Consider the following 14,479-nt stretch of genomic DNA (forward strand, 5'->3'; position numbering starts at 1 on the left):
GTGAAGGGACCCTTCACGGCCAACGGCGGCCCGCCCCTTACGGCTGGTCGAGGGTGATGGCGAGGCCGACGGTCCGTTCGGTGCCGCCGCGCAGGCGGCTGGCGAACAGGGTGGCCTGGCCGATCAGGCCGTACTTCCGCGCGATCGCGCGGCGGACCCGCGCCGAGCCTTCCGCGTCGAGAATCCGGGCCTGACCGGTCACCACCGCGCCCCGGGTCTGCTTGCCGCGGACATCGCAGGCCTGCACGGTGACCTTGCCCCCGGCCCGGATGCGCTTGACCTTGCCCGCCCGCCGTTCCGACCACACGAGAAGCTCGTCGCCGTCGCGGGCCGCCCAGACCGGGGTGGGTACCGGCCTTCCGTCGCGGCGGTAGGTGGTCAGCAGCACGAACTTCTCGGCGCCCAGCCGGTCGATCTCAGAGGCCATGGCGCCAGCCTAGCCGTTTTCGTGATCGTCCACTGTGGACTTCTCGACCTCGCCGAACCGGGCGAGGGCGAGCGCGGCCGCCACCGCCAGCACGAACCCGAGCAGGGCGACGAAGGTGTATCCGGGACGGGTGCTGTCGCCGAGCAGTGCGACGCCGATCACGGAGGGGGCCACGGTCTCGCCGAGCACCATCAGGCCGGTCGCGGTGGTGACGCTGCCGCGTTGCAGTGCCGAGGCGAAGAACAGCATCGCGAGCACCCCGGCGCCGGCGATGACGTACAGCGCCACATCGCCGACCAGCGCGAGAAGACTGTTCGTCGACAGGACGCGCCCGGCGAGCGCGACCAGCCCGAAGCACAGCCCCGCGATCAGACCCAGCGCCGGGCTGCGCAACCGCTCCGGCGCCCGGCCCACGGCCATGCCCGCGGCGCCGAGCAGCACGGTCGCGATCGCGAGCGCGAGCCGGAAAGCCAGCCCGGCGGGGGTGGAACCCTCACTCTGGGCGGACAGTCCCAGCAGCGCCAGCCCGGCGCAGACCGCCACCACCGCGGCCCACTCCGCGGCGCGAAGCCGGGCCCCGACGGCGATCGCGGCGACGGCGGTGACCGCGAGGCTCCCGGCCAGCGCGGCCTGGACCAGGAAGAGCGGCAGCACCCGCAGCGCGATCAGCTGGGCGACGAACCCGAGCGCGTCGAGCCCGAGGCCGAGCAGGTAGCGCCACTGCCGGAGCACCCGCACCAGCAGGCGCGGGTCGACCCCCGCCTCACCGGTGTCGACGGCACGGGCCGCGACCGCCTGCAGCACCGAAGCCACCCCGTACGCCACCGCCGCGAGCGAAGCGAAAGCCAGTCCCCACCACATTCGGCCACCCTATCCGCGGCTCGGCGGGACGGGGGTTCCCCCTTGGCCTCTAAGCTGGGCGTATGTCGGTAGCGGTACGGGTGATTCCCTGTTTGGACGTGGACGCCGGTCGGGTGGTCAAGGGCGTGAACTTCGCCGACCTGCGGGACGCGGGTGATCCGGTGGAGCTGGCGCGTGCCTACGACGCCGAAGGCGCGGACGAGCTGACCTTCCTCGATGTCACCGCCTCCTCGGGCAACCGCGAGACCACCTTCGACGTGGTCCGGCGCACCGCCGAGCAGGTGTTCATCCCGCTGACCGTCGGTGGGGGCGTGCGCAGCTGCGACGACGTGAACCGCCTGCTGCGGGCCGGGGCGGACAAGGTGAGCATCAACACCGCCGCCATCGCCCGGCCGGAACTGCTGCACGAGGCTTCGCGGCGGTTCGGGGCGCAGTGCATCGTGCTGTCCGTGGACGCGCGACGGGTGCCCGAGGGCGGGGAGCCGACCCCGTCGGGCTTCGAGGTGACCACCCACGGCGGCCGCCGCGGCACCGGGATCGACGCCGTGGAGTGGGCGGCGCGCGCCGAGGAACTCGGGGTCGGGGAGATCCTGCTCAACTCGATGGACGCCGACGGCACGAAGGCCGGTTTCGACCTGGAACTGATCCGGCTGACGCGCGGCGCGGTGAGGGTTCCGGTCATCGCCAGCGGCGGGGCGGGCGAGGTCGCACACTTCCTGCCCGCGGTGCGGGCCGGGGCCGACGCGGTGCTCGCCGCCAGCGTGTTCCACTTCGGACAGTTGAAGATCGGCGACGTGAAGGAAGCCCTGCGCGCCGGGGGAGTCGAGGTCCGGTGAAGCGGGTGGCCGTCGAGGTCAGGGTGACCATCGGGCTGCTGCTCGGGCTTGGCCTGGCCTACGTGGCGCTGGGTGCGATCATCGTGACCACCTCGGAGGCGTCCCCGCGCACCCTGCTGCTGCCGCTGGCGAGCCTGGTGCTCGGCGGCCTGGTCGCGGGCGGGCTGGCGCTGCGAATGCCGTCGTCGCGGTTCCTGGGGTTCGCGGTGGTCGCGTTGCTGGCCATCCTGCACGCGTTCCTGCTGCTGGCGAGCGCGGTGATGTGGTTCAAGCTGTTCTCCGGCCTGCTCGCGGCCGGCTATGTCTACACGGGAGTGCTGTTGAATTCGGGGCCGATGCGCCGTTACCTGCTGGGAGATGCGGCGTGAGCCTGGATCCGGAACTGGCGGCGCGGCTCAAGCGCACCGCGGACGGCCTCATCTGCGCGGTCGTGGTCGAACACAGCACTTCGGACGTGCTCATGGTCGCGTGGATGAACGACGAGGCGCTGGAGCGCACGCTGACCACCCGTGAGGGCACCTACTATTCCCGCAGCCGCAAGGAGTTGTGGGTCAAGGGCGCCACCTCGGGGCACACGCAGCGCGTGCGCGAAGTGCGGCTGGACTGCGACGCGGACACGGTGCTGGTGCGCGTCGACCAGACCGGCCCGGCCTGCCACACCGGCACGCACAGCTGCTTCGACACCGGCGAGCGCCTGCTGCTGGCCGACGACGTCTGAGGCGAGCCGGGAAGGGACCCTTCACGGCCGACGGCATCGGCTCTTCTCTCCCTTCCGGGTGAACTTCGGATCGCGTTGTCTGATTCGTTGCCAAGTGGGTGGATCTTCGGAAATGTGGTGCGGGTCAGTCGCACGATTTTTCTGGAGGGGCGCGACGATGAGCGATACGAGAACCTATTACGAACAGCTGCGCGCCCGGGCGCGGCATCTGCTGGGCAAGCTGGACGACACGATGAGCGATCTGCTGGCGGTGGAGTCCGCGGTGGACGAGGTGTCGAAGGCGGACATGGACAATCCCGGGGAACTGTCCACAACGGACGCCGCCGATCTGCGGCAGTTCCTGGACACCGCACTGTTCTCGCTCCGGGCCGCGGAACGCATCGCCGTGGAACACGTGAACGACGTGGACCGCGCCATGTTCCGCCTCGGACTGGCCGCCGCACCGGGGCCGGAACCGGTTCCCCGTGAATGAGCCGGAATTCAATTCGAACGGGGTGAACCGAGGTCGCCGGTCAGGTAGCGCTGCAGATTAGGGGCCACCGCGGCGACCACGGTTTCCACGTCCGCCGAGCCGAGCGGTTCGAAGCGGGCGACGTACCGCACCATGCCGATGCCGATCAACTGGGACGCGCACAGGGCGGCGCGCAGCGGGGCCTGGTCGGCCCGCAGCGCCGCCATGATCTCGTTGAGGATGCTGTCGATGAGGAAGTCCCGCAGTCCGATCGCGGCCTTGTCGTGGCTGGCCAGGCTGCGGACGAGCGCCGGGAAGGTGCCCCCGGAGGTCGAGTCCCAGGTGGTGACGAACCGGCGGACGATGCGCTCGCCCAGGGTCTCGGGGTCACCCAGCATCAGGGCCGCGACGAGTTCCTTGGGCTGGAACGGCAGTTGCAGCACGGCCTGGGCGAACAGTGCGTCCTTGCCGCCGAACCAGTGGTTGACCATGGCCGCGTCCACCCCGGCCCTGGCGGCGATGGCGCGTACCGTGGCACCCTCGTAGCCGTTTTCGGAGAACGCCTCGCGGGCGGCCTGCAGGAGTGCGGTCCGGGTGTCCTGCCCGGCCGGGCGCCGGCCGCGCCGTTTGCTCGTCTTCGACGGTTCCGTGGTGCTCACCGTGACATCATGACCGGGCCCGTCGAAATATTCAACGGTTACTGAATTAATGCCCGGTGCCGGAGCGTCCCGGCGCGAGCGGCACAATGGTTTACATGGTCTCTGTCCACTCCGCGAATTCCGCGTCCGGCGGGCTCGGTTCGGTGAGCCCCGCCCGGGACGACTTCCGCGCGCTGGCCTCCTCCCGCCGGGTCATCCCGGTGGTGCGGCGGCTGCTCGCCGACGGGGAGACCCCGGTCGGCGTGTATCGCAAGCTCGCCGCGGACCGCCCCGGCACCTTCCTGTTCGAGTCGGCGGAGAACGGACAGTCCTGGTCGCGATGGTCCTTCATCGGCGTGCGCAGCCCCGCGGCGCTGACCGTGCGGGACGGCAAGGCGGTGTGGACGGGCACCCCGCCGGTGGGACTGCCCACCGAGGGCAACCCGCTGGCCGTGCTGCGGGAGACGGTCTCGGCCCTGCACACCGAACCGCTGCCCGGCCTGCCGCCGCTGACCGGCGGCATGGTCGGCTACATCGGCTACGACGCGGTCCGCTGGCTGGAACGGCTGCCCGAGCTGGCCGAGAAGGACCTCGACATCCCCGAGTTGACCATGCTCCTGGCCACCGACCTGGCCGCCTTCGACCACCACGAGGGCACCGTCACGCTGATCGCGAACGCGGTCAACTGGGACGACTCGCCCGAGCGGGTGGACGCCGCCTACGACGACGCGGTGCGCCGGCTGGAGTGGATGACCGAGCAACTGCGGGCCCCGGCGCCCTCCACCACCGCGGTGTTCGAGCGGCCCGAGCCGGCGTTCGCCCGGCATCGCAGCCAGGAGGACTACTACCGGGCGGTGGAACGGGCGGTCGAGGCGATCAAGGCCGGTGAGGCGTTCCAGATCGTTCCGTCGCAACGGTTCGAGATCGCCAACCAGGCGGACGCGCTGGACATCTACCGGGTGCTGCGCACCTCCAACCCCAGCCCGTACATGTACCTCCTGCGGCTGGACGGGTTCGACATCGTCGGCTCCAGCCCGGAGTCGCTGGTCACGGTGCGCGACGGCCGCGCCACCACCCACCCCATCGCCGGGACCCGCTGGCGCGGCGCCGATCCCGAGGAGGACGCGCAGCTGGCGAAGGACCTGCTCGCCGACGAAAAGGAGCGCGCCGAGCATCTGATGCTGGTCGACCTCGGCCGCAACGACCTCGGCAAGGTGTGCAAGCCCGGCACGGTGCGGGTCGTCGAGTTCTTCACCATCGAGCGCTACAGCCACGTGATGCACATCGTGTCCACCGTCACGGGTGAGCTCGCCGAGGGCCGCACCGCGTTCGACGCGGTCGCCGCCTGCTTCCCGGCGGGCACGCTGTCCGGTGCGCCGAAGGTGCGGGCGATGGAGCTCATCGAGGAGCTGGAACCGGTGCGCCGCGGGCTTTACGGCGGCGTGGTCGGCTACCTGGACTTCGCCGGTGACGCCGACACCGCGATCGCGATCCGCACCGCACTGGTGCGCGAGGGCATGGCCTACGTGCAGGCGGGCGGCGGTGTGGTGGCCGATTCGGTCGCCGAGTACGAGGACAACGAATCCTTGAACAAGGCCCGCACCGTGCTCTCCGCGATCGCCGCCGCGCAGACCATGGCGCCCGCGCGGGCGCTGGACCCGGCCGAGGACGCCGCCGGTGTCTGAGCGCCGTCCACTGTGGACGATCATCGCGGCGTTGCTGCTGGGAGCGGCGGCGCTGTGGGGTTCGTCCCGCCTGGTCTGGTCGGCCTCGCTGCGGGCGGCCGTGATCCAGGGCCAGGTCCTGGAAACGCAGACCGGTGCCGAGCATTCCGGCGCACTGGTGCCGCTGGCGGTGCTCGCTGTCGCCGGGGTCGCCGGGATCGTGGCGACCGGTGGCTGGCCCCGGCGCCTGCTCGGGGGCGTACTGGCGCTGGCCGGTCTGGCGGCGGGCTGGATCGCCGTCGCCGGAGTGCGGTTCGGCGGTTTCCCCGGCGGTACTCCGGTGTGGCAGGTGTTCGCCGGGCGCGGACTGGCTTTGCTCGGGGGAATTTTGTTGCTCCTCGGCGGGTTGCTGGCCACCAGGCGCGCCGGTGCGATGCCGCGCCTGGGTGCCCGCTACGCCGCGCCCGGCGCGCGCAAGGCGGCGCGGGAGCCCGGTACCGACCTGTGGGAGGCGCTCTCCGAAGGCAAAGACCCGACAGATCGTTAGGGCGCTGCTTCCCCATCGCGGGGCCGGTTGCGCCCTCGCACAAGCCGGTCCAGGCCGTTCAGAAGGTCATTTTCGTCGTCACCACGGCATGTTCGACCCGGAACGGGACCGTGACGGCGGGCGGGTTAGCATCTTTTCTGCGGGAAGGGGAAGGTGTTTGTGAGCCAGCTTTCGAGTGAAAACTTGGGGTCATCCGGGAACGGGGGCGCCTGGTGAGCGTTCTCGAAGACATCGTCGCCGGCGTCCGCGCGGACCTGGCCGAGCGTGAGAAGGCGCTGCCGTTCGATGAGCTCAAGCGCCTCGCCGCCAAGGCGGTGCCGCCTCGTGACGCGGCAAGCGCGTTGCGTGAGTCCTCGATCGGTGTGATCGCCGAAGTCAAGCGGCGCAGCCCGTCCAAGGGCGAGCTCGCCACGATCGCCGATCCGGCGGCACTGGCCAAGGACTACGAAGAGGCCGGTGCGCGGGTAATCAGCGTGCTCACCGAGCAGCGCCGGTTCGGCGGCTCGCTGGCCGACTTCGACGCGGTCCGCGCCGTGGTGGATGTTCCGCTGCTGCGCAAGGACTTCATCGTCAGCCCGTACCAGGTGCACGAGGCCCGCGCGCACGGTGCGGACATGGTGCTGCTGATCGTGGCGGCGCTGGAGCAGAACGCACTGGTGGCGCTGCTCGACCGGGTGGAGTCCCTCGGGATGACCGCGCTGGTCGAGGTGCACAACACCGAAGAGGCCGATCGCGCGCTGGAAGCGGGCGCCCAGGTGATCGGCATCAACGCCCGCAACCTGCACACCCTGGAAGTGGACCGCGACGTGTTCGGCCGGATCGCCCCCGGGCTGCCCTTCGATGTGACGAAGGTCGCCGAGTCGGGCGTGCGGGGCCCGGGGGACCTGATGGCCTACGCCGGCCACGGGGCGGACGCCGTGCTGGTCGGCGAGGGCCTGGTCGCCTCCGGCGACCCGAAGGGCGCGCTGATCAAGCTGGTCACCGCCGGTTCCCACCCCGCCTGCCCGAGGCCGAGCCGATGAACGACCCCCAGCACAACGAGCACGATCCCGACGAGCGCGGCTACTACGGCCCCTACGGCGGCCGGTTCATGCCGGAGGCGCTGATCGGTGTCGTGGACGAGGTGGCCGCCGAGTACGACAAGGCCCGCCGCGACCCCGCCTTCGTCAACGAGTTCAAGCGGCTCCTGCGCGACTACGCGAACCGGCCCTCCCTGCTGACCGAGGCTCCCCGCTTCGGTGAGCACGCCGGGGGCGCGCGGATCTTCCTCAAGCGCGAGGACCTCAACCACACCGGTTCGCACAAGATCAACAACGTGCTCGGCCAGGCGCTGCTGACGCGGCGAATGGGCAAGAAGCGCGTCATCGCCGAGACCGGCGCCGGTCAGCACGGGGTGGCCACGGCCACCGCCTGCGCGCTGCTCGGCCTGGACTGCGTGGTCTACATGGGCGAGGTGGACACCGAGCGCCAAGCGCTGAACGTGGCGCGCATGCGGCTGCTCGGCGCCGAGGTCGTCCCGGTGAAGACCGGTTCGCGCACCCTCAAGGACGCGATCAACGAGGCCTTGCGGGACTGGGTGACCAACGCCGACACCACGCACTACCTGTTCGGTACCGCCGCGGGTCCGTACCCGTTCCCGATGATGGTGCGCAACTTCCACAAGATCATCGGCGAGGAGGCCCGGCAGCAGGTCCTGGAGCAGACCGGCCGCCTGCCGGACGCGGTCGCCGCCTGTGTGGGTGGCGGATCGAACGCGATCGGCATCTTCCACGGCTTCATCGACGACCCCGACGTCCGGCTGGTCGGCTTCGAGCCCGGCGGTGAAGGGCTGGAAACCGGCCGCCACGGCGCGACCCTGACCATGGGCAGCCAGGGCAACCTCCACGGCGCCATGTCCTACCTGCTGCAGGACGAGGACGGCCAGACCCTCGAGTCGCACTCGATCTCGGCCGGGCTGGACTACCCCGGCGTCGGGCCGGAGCACGCGTGGCTCAAGGACAGCGGGCGCGCCGAATACCGGCCCATCACCGACGCGGAGGCGATGGAGGCGCTGCGGCTGCTGTCGCGCACCGAGGGCATCATCCCGGCCATCGAGTCCGCGCACGCCCTGGCCGGTGCGATCCAGCTGGGCAAGGAACTGGGCCGTGAGGCGCTCATCCTGGTGAACCTGTCCGGTCGTGGCGACAAGGACATGGACACCGCGGCGAAGTACTTCGGATTGGTGGACTGATCGGCGTGACGGGCGGCGACACCGGGCTGGCGAGTCTGTTCGCGCGGACCAGGAGCGAGGGGCGGGCGGCCCTGGTGGGCTACCTGCCTGCCGGCTACCCCACGGTCGAGGCTTCGAAGGAACTGTTCGCCGCGATGCTGGACGGCGGCGCCGACCTGGTCGAGGTGGGCGTGCCCTACTCGGACCCGGTGATGGACGGGCCGACCATCCAGCGCGCCGCGCAGGCCGCACTGGACGGCGGGTTCCGCCTGCGCCACCTGTTCGAGGTCGTCGAATCGGTGGCGAAGCGCGGCGGCCGGGCCGTGGTGATGACCTACTGGAACCCGGTGCACCGCTACGGCGTGGACGCCTTCGCGCGCGACCTCGCCGCCGCGGGCGGGCTGGGCATGATCACCCCGGATCTCATCCCGGACGAGGCCGCCGAGTGGATCGAGGCTTCGCGGCGCCACGGGCTCGACCGCATCTTCCTGGTCGCGCCGTCCTCCTCCGAGGAGCGCATCGACCTGGTGACGAAGGCGACCTCCGGTTTCCTGTACGCCACCGCGGTGATGGGGGTGACCGGGGCCCGCGACCAGGTCGGGACCGGGGCCGCGGCACTGGTGCGGCGCGCCCGTGCGCACACCGACCTGCCGATCGGCGTCGGGCTCGGCGTGCGCTCGCGCGGGCAGGCGGCCGAGGTCGCCGGGTTTGCGGACGCGGTGATCGTCGGATCGGCGCTGGTCAGCAAGGCCGAGGAGGGTCCGGAGGCGGTCCGCGCGCTGACCGCCGAACTGGCCGAAGGCGTGCGCGAACCCCTCGTGCGCGCCTGACGGGTGCGGCAGACTGGGCGCGTGATCTTCGAACTCGCTCAGGTCAACATCGCCCGGCTGCTGGCGCCGCTGGCCGATCCGCAGCTGGCCGACTTCGTGGCGGCGCTGGACCCGGTCAACGCGCTCGCCGATGCCGCACCGGGTTTCGTCTGGCGCATGCAGACCGAGGACGGCAACGCGACCTCGGTCCGGGCCTTCGAGTGGGACGCCGGGGACAGCTCCGGCGTGATCGTCAACATGTCGGTGTGGCGGTCGGTGGAAGAACTCGCGGAGTTCGTCTACTCCGACGAGCACCGCGAGGTGCTGCGCCGCCGCCGTGAATGGTTCGAGCGGATGCGGGAGGCGGTCACCGCGCTGTGGTGGGTGCCCGCCGGGCACCGGCCGGACACCGCGGAGGCCGAGGACCGGATCCGCCACCTGCGGGCCCATGGCCCGACCCCGTACGCGTTCACCCTGCGGCAGACCTTCGCGCCGGGCTCGGAGTTGCCGGAGCCGGGTAGGCCGGACTGGCTCTGCCCGGCCTGAGACACCATGAGAGGGTGGCGGACATGCCCAAGCTGACGCCCCTGCAGGTCCGGAACCTCCTCGTCGCCGCGCTCGCCGCGGGCGGCGTCGTCTGGAACGTGTTGCGGGGCGGGCCGCTGTGGCTGACCGCCATCTTCGCCCTCTGCTCCCTGCTCGCGGTCGGTTCGGCCGTCCTCAACCGCACCCCGTCCTAAGAGCTGATCGAAGTCGGTCAGAGTCACGGGTTGCTGCACCGCCACGCAAGCCACTTCGATACACCCCAACGGCGGCTCCGCGCGGCGGCCGGAATGTACGACTCGTGTACGGCGGCTGCCCAGACTGCCGGGCATGGCTGATCTTTCGCGACGGATTTTCCTCGGCACAACCCTCGCCGCCACCGGCGGCCTGCTGCTCCCCGCGACCGCCTGGGCGATGGCCGAGCCCCGGATCTACAGCTGTGACGAGTGGGGTGCCCGGCCCCCGCAGGACACCCTGGTCACGCTCGACCACAAGCCGGTGCGGATCCTCATCCACCACATCGCCTGCCCCAACAGCACCGACTACTCACTGGCCCACGCCTTCCAGGTGGCGCGCGACGACCAGCACGACCACATGGACAACAACGGCTGGGCCGACACCGGTCAGCATTTCACCGTCAGCCGCGGCGGGTACCGGCTCGAAGGGCGGCACGGCAGCCTGGCGGCGCTGCGCTCCGGAACCCGGATGATCCGCGGCGCGCACTGTCCCGGGCAGAACGAGAGCGCGATCGGCATCGAAAACGAGGGCACCTACATCACCGAGCTGCCCACGCAGGCGCAGTGGAAGGCACTGGTGGCGCTGTGCGCGTACACGTGCTCCCAGTACGGCATCCCCGTCGCCGAGATCAAGGGACACCGGGACTACTACAACACCGAATGCCCGGGTGAAGCGTTCTACGGGAAGCTCGCGAAACTGCGCTCGGACGTCGCCGCCGCCCTGGGCTGACCCCCGGGCGTTTTGCCGGGCCGATGCTGCTGTGAGGGGTCCCCTCACAGCAAATACGACCGTGAGGGGACCCCTCACGGCGTGGCATGGCCACCGGGGCGCCCGTGACCGGCGGCGACACGTTACGGTGGCCCCGTGCATACCGCCTCGGCTGTGTTCCTCGCGACGATCCCCAGCCCGGAACGGGGGGTCTGGCATCTCGGCCCGCTCCCGATCCGCGCCTATGCCCTGTGCATCATCGCCGGCATCGTGGTCGCGATCTGGTGGGGTGACCGGCGCTGGGTGCAGCGCGGCGGCGAAAAGGGCGCGGTGGTGGACATCGCCGTGTTCGCGGTGCCGTTCGGCCTGGTCGGGGGCCGCCTTTACCACGTGATGACCGACTGGTGGCGCTACTTCGGTCCCGGCAAGGAGCCGATCAGGGCGCTCTACATCTGGGACGGCGGCCTCGGCATCTGGGGCGCGATCGCACTGGGCGGCGTGGGCGCGTGGATCGGCTGCCGCCGCAAGGGCATCCCGCTGCCCGCCATGGCCGACGCGATCGCGCCGGGCATCGTCACCGCGCAGGCCATCGGACGGCTGGGCAACTACTTCAACCAGGAGCTCTACGGCGCGCACACGACGCTGCCGTGGGCACTGGAGATCTACCAGCGCTTCGACCCGAACAACCCGTCCATCCCCGACCAGGGGCCGAACGGGGTGGCCTTCGGGCACATCCCGCTGCCGGACAGCCCGGTGCATCCCACGTTCCTCTACGAGCTGATCTGGAACCTCGCCGTGGCCGTGCTCGTGGTCTGGGCGGACCGGCGGTTCAAGCTCGGGCACGGCCGGGCGTTCGCGCTGTATGTGGGCGGGTACACGCTGGGCCGGTTCTGGGTCGAGCTGATGCGCACCGACGACGCCACGCACGTGTTCGGCCTGCGGATCAACGTGCTCACTTCGCTGGTGGTGTTCGCCGGGGCGATGGTGTACTTCGTGCTGGCCCGCCGCCTCGGCCCCCGCGAGGTCATCGTCACTGAGAAGGCCGGGGACACCGCTGGGGACACCATCGAGCCCGGCGGCGACGGGGAGGACGTCCCCGGCGACGAGCCGCGCGAGAAGGAGAACGCCGCGTCAACCGCGGACCAGGCCCCGGCCGGTGATCAACGGAAGGTCGAGGGCGGTCAATAGCCCCGGCGGGGCCTCGACCACCGCCGGAATCGCGTTGACCAGCCGCATGGCGGTCGCCTTGAGCCCGGCGGTGTTGTGGTCGCCGTCGGAACCGACCAGCCGCAGGTCGAGCGTGTAGTGCGGCTCGCCGGTCACCTCGACCCGGTAGCAGCCCTGCCCGGCGGGCTGGGGCCAGTCCGGTGCCAGGTCGGGCCGCAGCCGGGTGACGTGTTCGAGCACGCACACCGCACGTCCCGCCCGCATGCCCCGCACTTCGAAACGCAGCGCGGCGGCGGTGCCCTCCGCGATGGTTCCGCTCGGGATCTCGAAGGTCTCGGGGGCGGGCACGCGTTCGTGGCTCTGCTCAACGCCGTCGAGCTCCACGCCGAGACCCGCGGCCAGTTGCCGCACGACGCTGCCCCACGCCAGGCTCAGCACACCGGGTTGGAGCAGCATCGGCGTCTCGTCCGGTGCACCGCCGAAGCCCATGATGTCGAAGAGCACCTTGCGGTTGCGGTAGGTCGAGTAGTCCAGGATCTCCAGGCAGCGCACCTGGTCGATGCGTTCGCACACCCCGGTGAGCACCAGGGGCAGCCAGTCGTTGGCGAACCCGGGATCGACCCCGTTGACCCACAGCGAGGCGCCGCCCTCCGCCGCCGCTTCACGCACCGGATCGGTGACCTCGGGCGGCACCACTCCGGTGGGGAACTGCAGGAACACCGGACTGCTCGACACCACGTTGATCCCGGCCCGCAGGAAGCGCTTGAGATCTTCCAGCGCCTCCGGCAGCCGGTCGTCCGCCATCGCCGTGTAGACGACGCAGTCGGGACGCAGGGCGAGCAGGGCATCGGCGTCGCCCGTCGCCGTGATGCCCAGTTCCCGGCCGAGGCCGGCCAGTTCACCGGCTTCCCGGCCCGCCTTGGCCGGATCGGACACCCACACCCCGGCCAGTTCGAGGCCGGGGTGGGCGTCTATACCGGCGATCGCGTGACGGCCCACGTTTCCGGTGCTCCACTGCACGACGCGGTAGGTCATAGGTCCGGCAGCCCCAGTTCGAGGTTGGGCGCCTGGAGCCCGCCGTCGGCCTCCAGGACCTTGCCCGTGAGGTAGGCGCCGGCCGGGGACGCCAGGTACAGGATCGCCGCGGCGATGTCCTCCGGCTCGCCGATCCGCTGCAGCGGGGTGGCGGACTCCATCCTTCCGCGGATCTCCGGGTTGCTCACCACGATGTCCAGTGCCGAGGTGGCGACCGAACCGACCGCGATCGCGTTGACCCGGATCCGGGGCGAGAGGTCCAGCGCGGCGAGACGGGTGTAGTGCGCGAGCGCGGCCTTGGCGGTGCCGTAGGCCGCGAAGCCGCGCCCGGCGACACGCCCCATGTTGGAGGAGATGTTGACCACCGAGCCGCCCCCGGCTTCGAGCATCGCGGGAACCGCCGCGGTGGTGAGCGCGTGCGCGGTCGCCACGTTGAACCGGAACGCCTCTTCCAGGAATTCGGGCGTGGTCTCCAGCAGCGGGCGCGGGTAGGTGCCGCCGACGTTGTTGACCACGATGTCGAGGCGTCCGAAGGCGTCGACCGCGGCGGCGGCGAGCGCTCCCGCGGCCGCCGGGTCGCCGAGGTCGGCGGGCACCACGTGGGCCCGCCGACCGGTTTCGGCGACCAGGGCCGCCACCTTCTTCAGATCTTCTTCGGTACGCGAGGAAAGGACGACGTCGGCACCGGCCTCGGCCAGCGCGACCGCGGCGGCGGCGCCGATGCCGCGCCCGGAACCGGTGACCACGGCGACCTTGCCCGTCACCAGGAAGCGATCGAGGATCATGCGGAAACGGTAACAGGTTCTAGTTTCTTCCGGCAGTCTCCGCTTCCGCTTCCCGGCGTCAGCGGAGCAGGGGACCGCCGAAGTAGTCGTCGTCGTCCGGTCCGTCGTCGCGCCGCGGGGGACGGCTGCTCCGGGGAGGCGGATCCGACGGCTTCGGCCGCCTGCCCGCCGACAGCGGGTCCTCGAAGTAGTCCTCCGGTCCCGGTTCCTCCCGGCGAGCCGGCGGACGTGCCGCCCGTGGCGGTGCCGGCGGCGTGGCCGGTTTCCCGGGTGTGGGCGGTTTCGGCGGGACGGGCGGCGGTGGCGGTGCCGACGACGGGGGCGAGGCCTGCTGCTGCGACAGCACCGTGTTGCCCGAGAAGTAGTCGTCCTCGCTCGGCGGGGGCGGCGGGGCCGCGGCCTGCGGGCGCGTGGCACCGCCGCCGTTGAAGACGCTCCCCGTCACACCGCGCGCTTCGAGGATGTCTTCGAGCGACGCCCCCTCCTCGGCCTCCTGGGCGATCTCGCGCATTTCACCGAGCCGGGCGGTCATCGCCTCCCGCACGGCCTCGTCCTGGAAGGCCTTGCCCTCCAGGACGTCCTTCCAGGTCAGCTCCCCGGCGTCGACCTTCTTCTTCAGTGCGCGCAGTCCGGCCGAGGCGTCCGGCTTCTCGGCCGCCGCCTTGATCGCCGCGATGTCCTCCGGCTTGGCGGTGTGGTCGACATCGGGGATCTGCTTGAGTTTCTCCTCGGTCCGCTGGATCAGCTCCCGCGCCTTGGTCATGGTCGCGTCGAGCTGCGCCTCGGCCTCCCGCAGGGCCGCGGGCTTCCACGAATCGTCGAGGGTGTCCGGCTGGGTCATGAA

General features: G+C 71.1%; 19 protein-coding genes. 13 read left to right on the top strand and 6 right to left on the bottom strand.

Going from position 1 to position 14,479, the window contains the following annotated elements; all coding sequences use genetic code 11:
- Positions 1-37: 37 nt before the first annotated feature.
- Together ORV05_RS05885 and ORV05_RS05890 are read right to left on the bottom strand one after the other, a co-directional pair.
- A complete protein-coding gene (locus ORV05_RS05885) occupies positions 38-427 on the bottom strand; it encodes a PPOX class F420-dependent oxidoreductase (protein WP_268757427.1) in 390 nt (129 codons plus the stop codon).
- Positions 428-436: 9 nt separating this feature from the next.
- Positions 437-1,288, bottom strand: a complete 852-nt coding sequence (locus tag ORV05_RS05890) for a hypothetical protein (RefSeq protein WP_268757428.1) — start codon at positions 1,286-1,288, stop codon at positions 437-439.
- A 62-nt stretch (positions 1,289-1,350) separates the two neighbouring features.
- Here ORV05_RS05890 and hisF point away from each other — a divergent pair, with 62 nt between their 5' ends.
- The 4 genes from hisF (at position 1,351) to ORV05_RS05910 (ending at position 3,314) form a co-directional block, all read left to right on the top strand.
- Complete coding sequence (hisF, locus tag ORV05_RS05895) at positions 1,351-2,124, top strand: imidazole glycerol phosphate synthase subunit HisF (protein WP_268757429.1); 774 nt, start codon at positions 1,351-1,353, stop codon at positions 2,122-2,124.
- Entirely contained in the window at positions 2,121-2,492 is a 372-nt protein-coding gene (locus tag ORV05_RS05900) for a hypothetical protein (RefSeq protein WP_268757430.1), read from the top strand. Before hisF ends, ORV05_RS05900 begins: the two co-directional genes overlap by 4 nt.
- Positions 2,489-2,842, top strand: coding sequence for a phosphoribosyl-AMP cyclohydrolase (gene hisI, locus ORV05_RS05905; RefSeq protein ID WP_268757431.1), 354 nt, complete (start codon positions 2,489-2,491; stop codon positions 2,840-2,842). Before ORV05_RS05900 ends, hisI begins: the two co-directional genes overlap by 4 nt.
- A 157-nt stretch (positions 2,843-2,999) precedes the next feature.
- A complete protein-coding gene (locus ORV05_RS05910; RefSeq protein ID WP_268757432.1) occupies positions 3,000-3,314 on the top strand; it encodes a hypothetical protein in 315 nt (104 codons plus the stop codon).
- 8 nt (positions 3,315-3,322) lie between these two features.
- Here ORV05_RS05910 and ORV05_RS05915 read toward each other — a convergent pair whose 3' ends face one another.
- On the bottom strand, positions 3,323-3,952 hold the full coding sequence (locus ORV05_RS05915; protein ID WP_144589231.1) for a TetR/AcrR family transcriptional regulator: 630 nt from the start codon (positions 3,950-3,952) through the stop codon (positions 3,323-3,325).
- A 95-nt stretch (positions 3,953-4,047) separates the two neighbouring features.
- Between ORV05_RS05915 and ORV05_RS05920 the strand changes: the two genes are divergently transcribed.
- From ORV05_RS05920 to lgt, 9 genes are all read left to right on the top strand, one after another.
- Positions 4,048-5,616 (top strand): anthranilate synthase component I, encoded by a 1,569-nt coding sequence (locus ORV05_RS05920; RefSeq protein WP_268757433.1) that lies wholly within the window; start codon positions 4,048-4,050, stop codon positions 5,614-5,616.
- The gene (locus ORV05_RS05925) at positions 5,609-6,142 is read left to right on the top strand and encodes a Trp biosynthesis-associated membrane protein (RefSeq protein ID WP_268757434.1); all 534 of its coding nucleotides are present in this window, start codon (positions 5,609-5,611) and stop codon (positions 6,140-6,142) included. The genes ORV05_RS05920 and ORV05_RS05925 overlap by 8 nt, the downstream gene beginning before the upstream one ends.
- A gap of 212 nt (positions 6,143-6,354) precedes the next feature.
- Positions 6,355-7,164 (top strand): indole-3-glycerol phosphate synthase TrpC, encoded by an 810-nt coding sequence (trpC, locus tag ORV05_RS05930; protein WP_144589228.1) that lies wholly within the window; start codon positions 6,355-6,357, stop codon positions 7,162-7,164.
- Complete coding sequence (gene trpB, locus ORV05_RS05935) at positions 7,161-8,372, top strand: tryptophan synthase subunit beta (RefSeq protein WP_268757435.1); 1,212 nt, start codon at positions 7,161-7,163, stop codon at positions 8,370-8,372. The genes trpC and trpB overlap by 4 nt, the downstream gene beginning before the upstream one ends.
- 5 nt (positions 8,373-8,377) lie before the next feature.
- Entirely contained in the window at positions 8,378-9,181 is an 804-nt protein-coding gene (gene trpA, locus ORV05_RS05940) for a tryptophan synthase subunit alpha (RefSeq protein WP_268757436.1), read from the top strand.
- 21 nt (positions 9,182-9,202) lie between these two features.
- Positions 9,203-9,706, top strand: a complete 504-nt coding sequence (locus tag ORV05_RS05945; RefSeq protein WP_268757437.1) for a DUF3291 domain-containing protein — start codon at positions 9,203-9,205, stop codon at positions 9,704-9,706.
- A 23-nt stretch (positions 9,707-9,729) separates the two neighbouring features.
- On the top strand, positions 9,730-9,900 hold the full coding sequence (locus ORV05_RS05950) for a hypothetical protein (RefSeq protein ID WP_186382580.1): 171 nt from the start codon (positions 9,730-9,732) through the stop codon (positions 9,898-9,900).
- A gap of 133 nt (positions 9,901-10,033) precedes the next feature.
- Positions 10,034-10,669: a peptidoglycan recognition protein family protein gene (locus ORV05_RS05955; RefSeq protein ID WP_268757438.1), complete on the top strand. Its 636-nt coding sequence runs from the start codon at positions 10,034-10,036 to the stop codon at positions 10,667-10,669.
- Between the two features lie 135 nt (positions 10,670-10,804).
- Positions 10,805-11,836, top strand: a complete 1,032-nt coding sequence (gene lgt / locus ORV05_RS05960) for a prolipoprotein diacylglyceryl transferase (RefSeq protein WP_268757439.1) — start codon at positions 10,805-10,807, stop codon at positions 11,834-11,836.
- On the opposite strand, the gene ORV05_RS05965 is transcribed toward lgt, so the two are convergent.
- From ORV05_RS05965 to ORV05_RS05975, 3 genes are read right to left on the bottom strand one after another with little or no spacing between them, the layout of a single operon-like run.
- Entirely contained in the window at positions 11,780-12,850 is a 1,071-nt protein-coding gene (locus ORV05_RS05965; protein ID WP_268757440.1) for an NAD(P)H-dependent amine dehydrogenase family protein, read from the bottom strand. The two genes, lgt and ORV05_RS05965, sit on opposite strands and share 57 nt — an antisense overlap.
- Positions 12,847-13,635 carry an SDR family oxidoreductase gene (locus ORV05_RS05970; RefSeq protein ID WP_268757441.1) on the bottom strand — a complete coding sequence of 263 codons (789 nt, stop codon included), beginning with the start codon at positions 13,633-13,635 and terminating at the stop codon, positions 12,847-12,849. Before ORV05_RS05970 ends, ORV05_RS05965 begins: the two co-directional genes overlap by 4 nt.
- 58 nt (positions 13,636-13,693) lie before the next feature.
- Positions 13,694-14,476, bottom strand: coding sequence for a hypothetical protein (locus ORV05_RS05975; protein WP_268757442.1), 783 nt, complete (start codon positions 14,474-14,476; stop codon positions 13,694-13,696).
- Positions 14,477-14,479 lie beyond the last annotated feature (3 nt).

This window comes from Amycolatopsis cynarae, assembly GCF_026802195.1.
GTDB classification, from domain to species: domain Bacteria; phylum Actinomycetota; class Actinomycetes; order Mycobacteriales; family Pseudonocardiaceae; genus Amycolatopsis_E; species Amycolatopsis_E rhizosphaerae.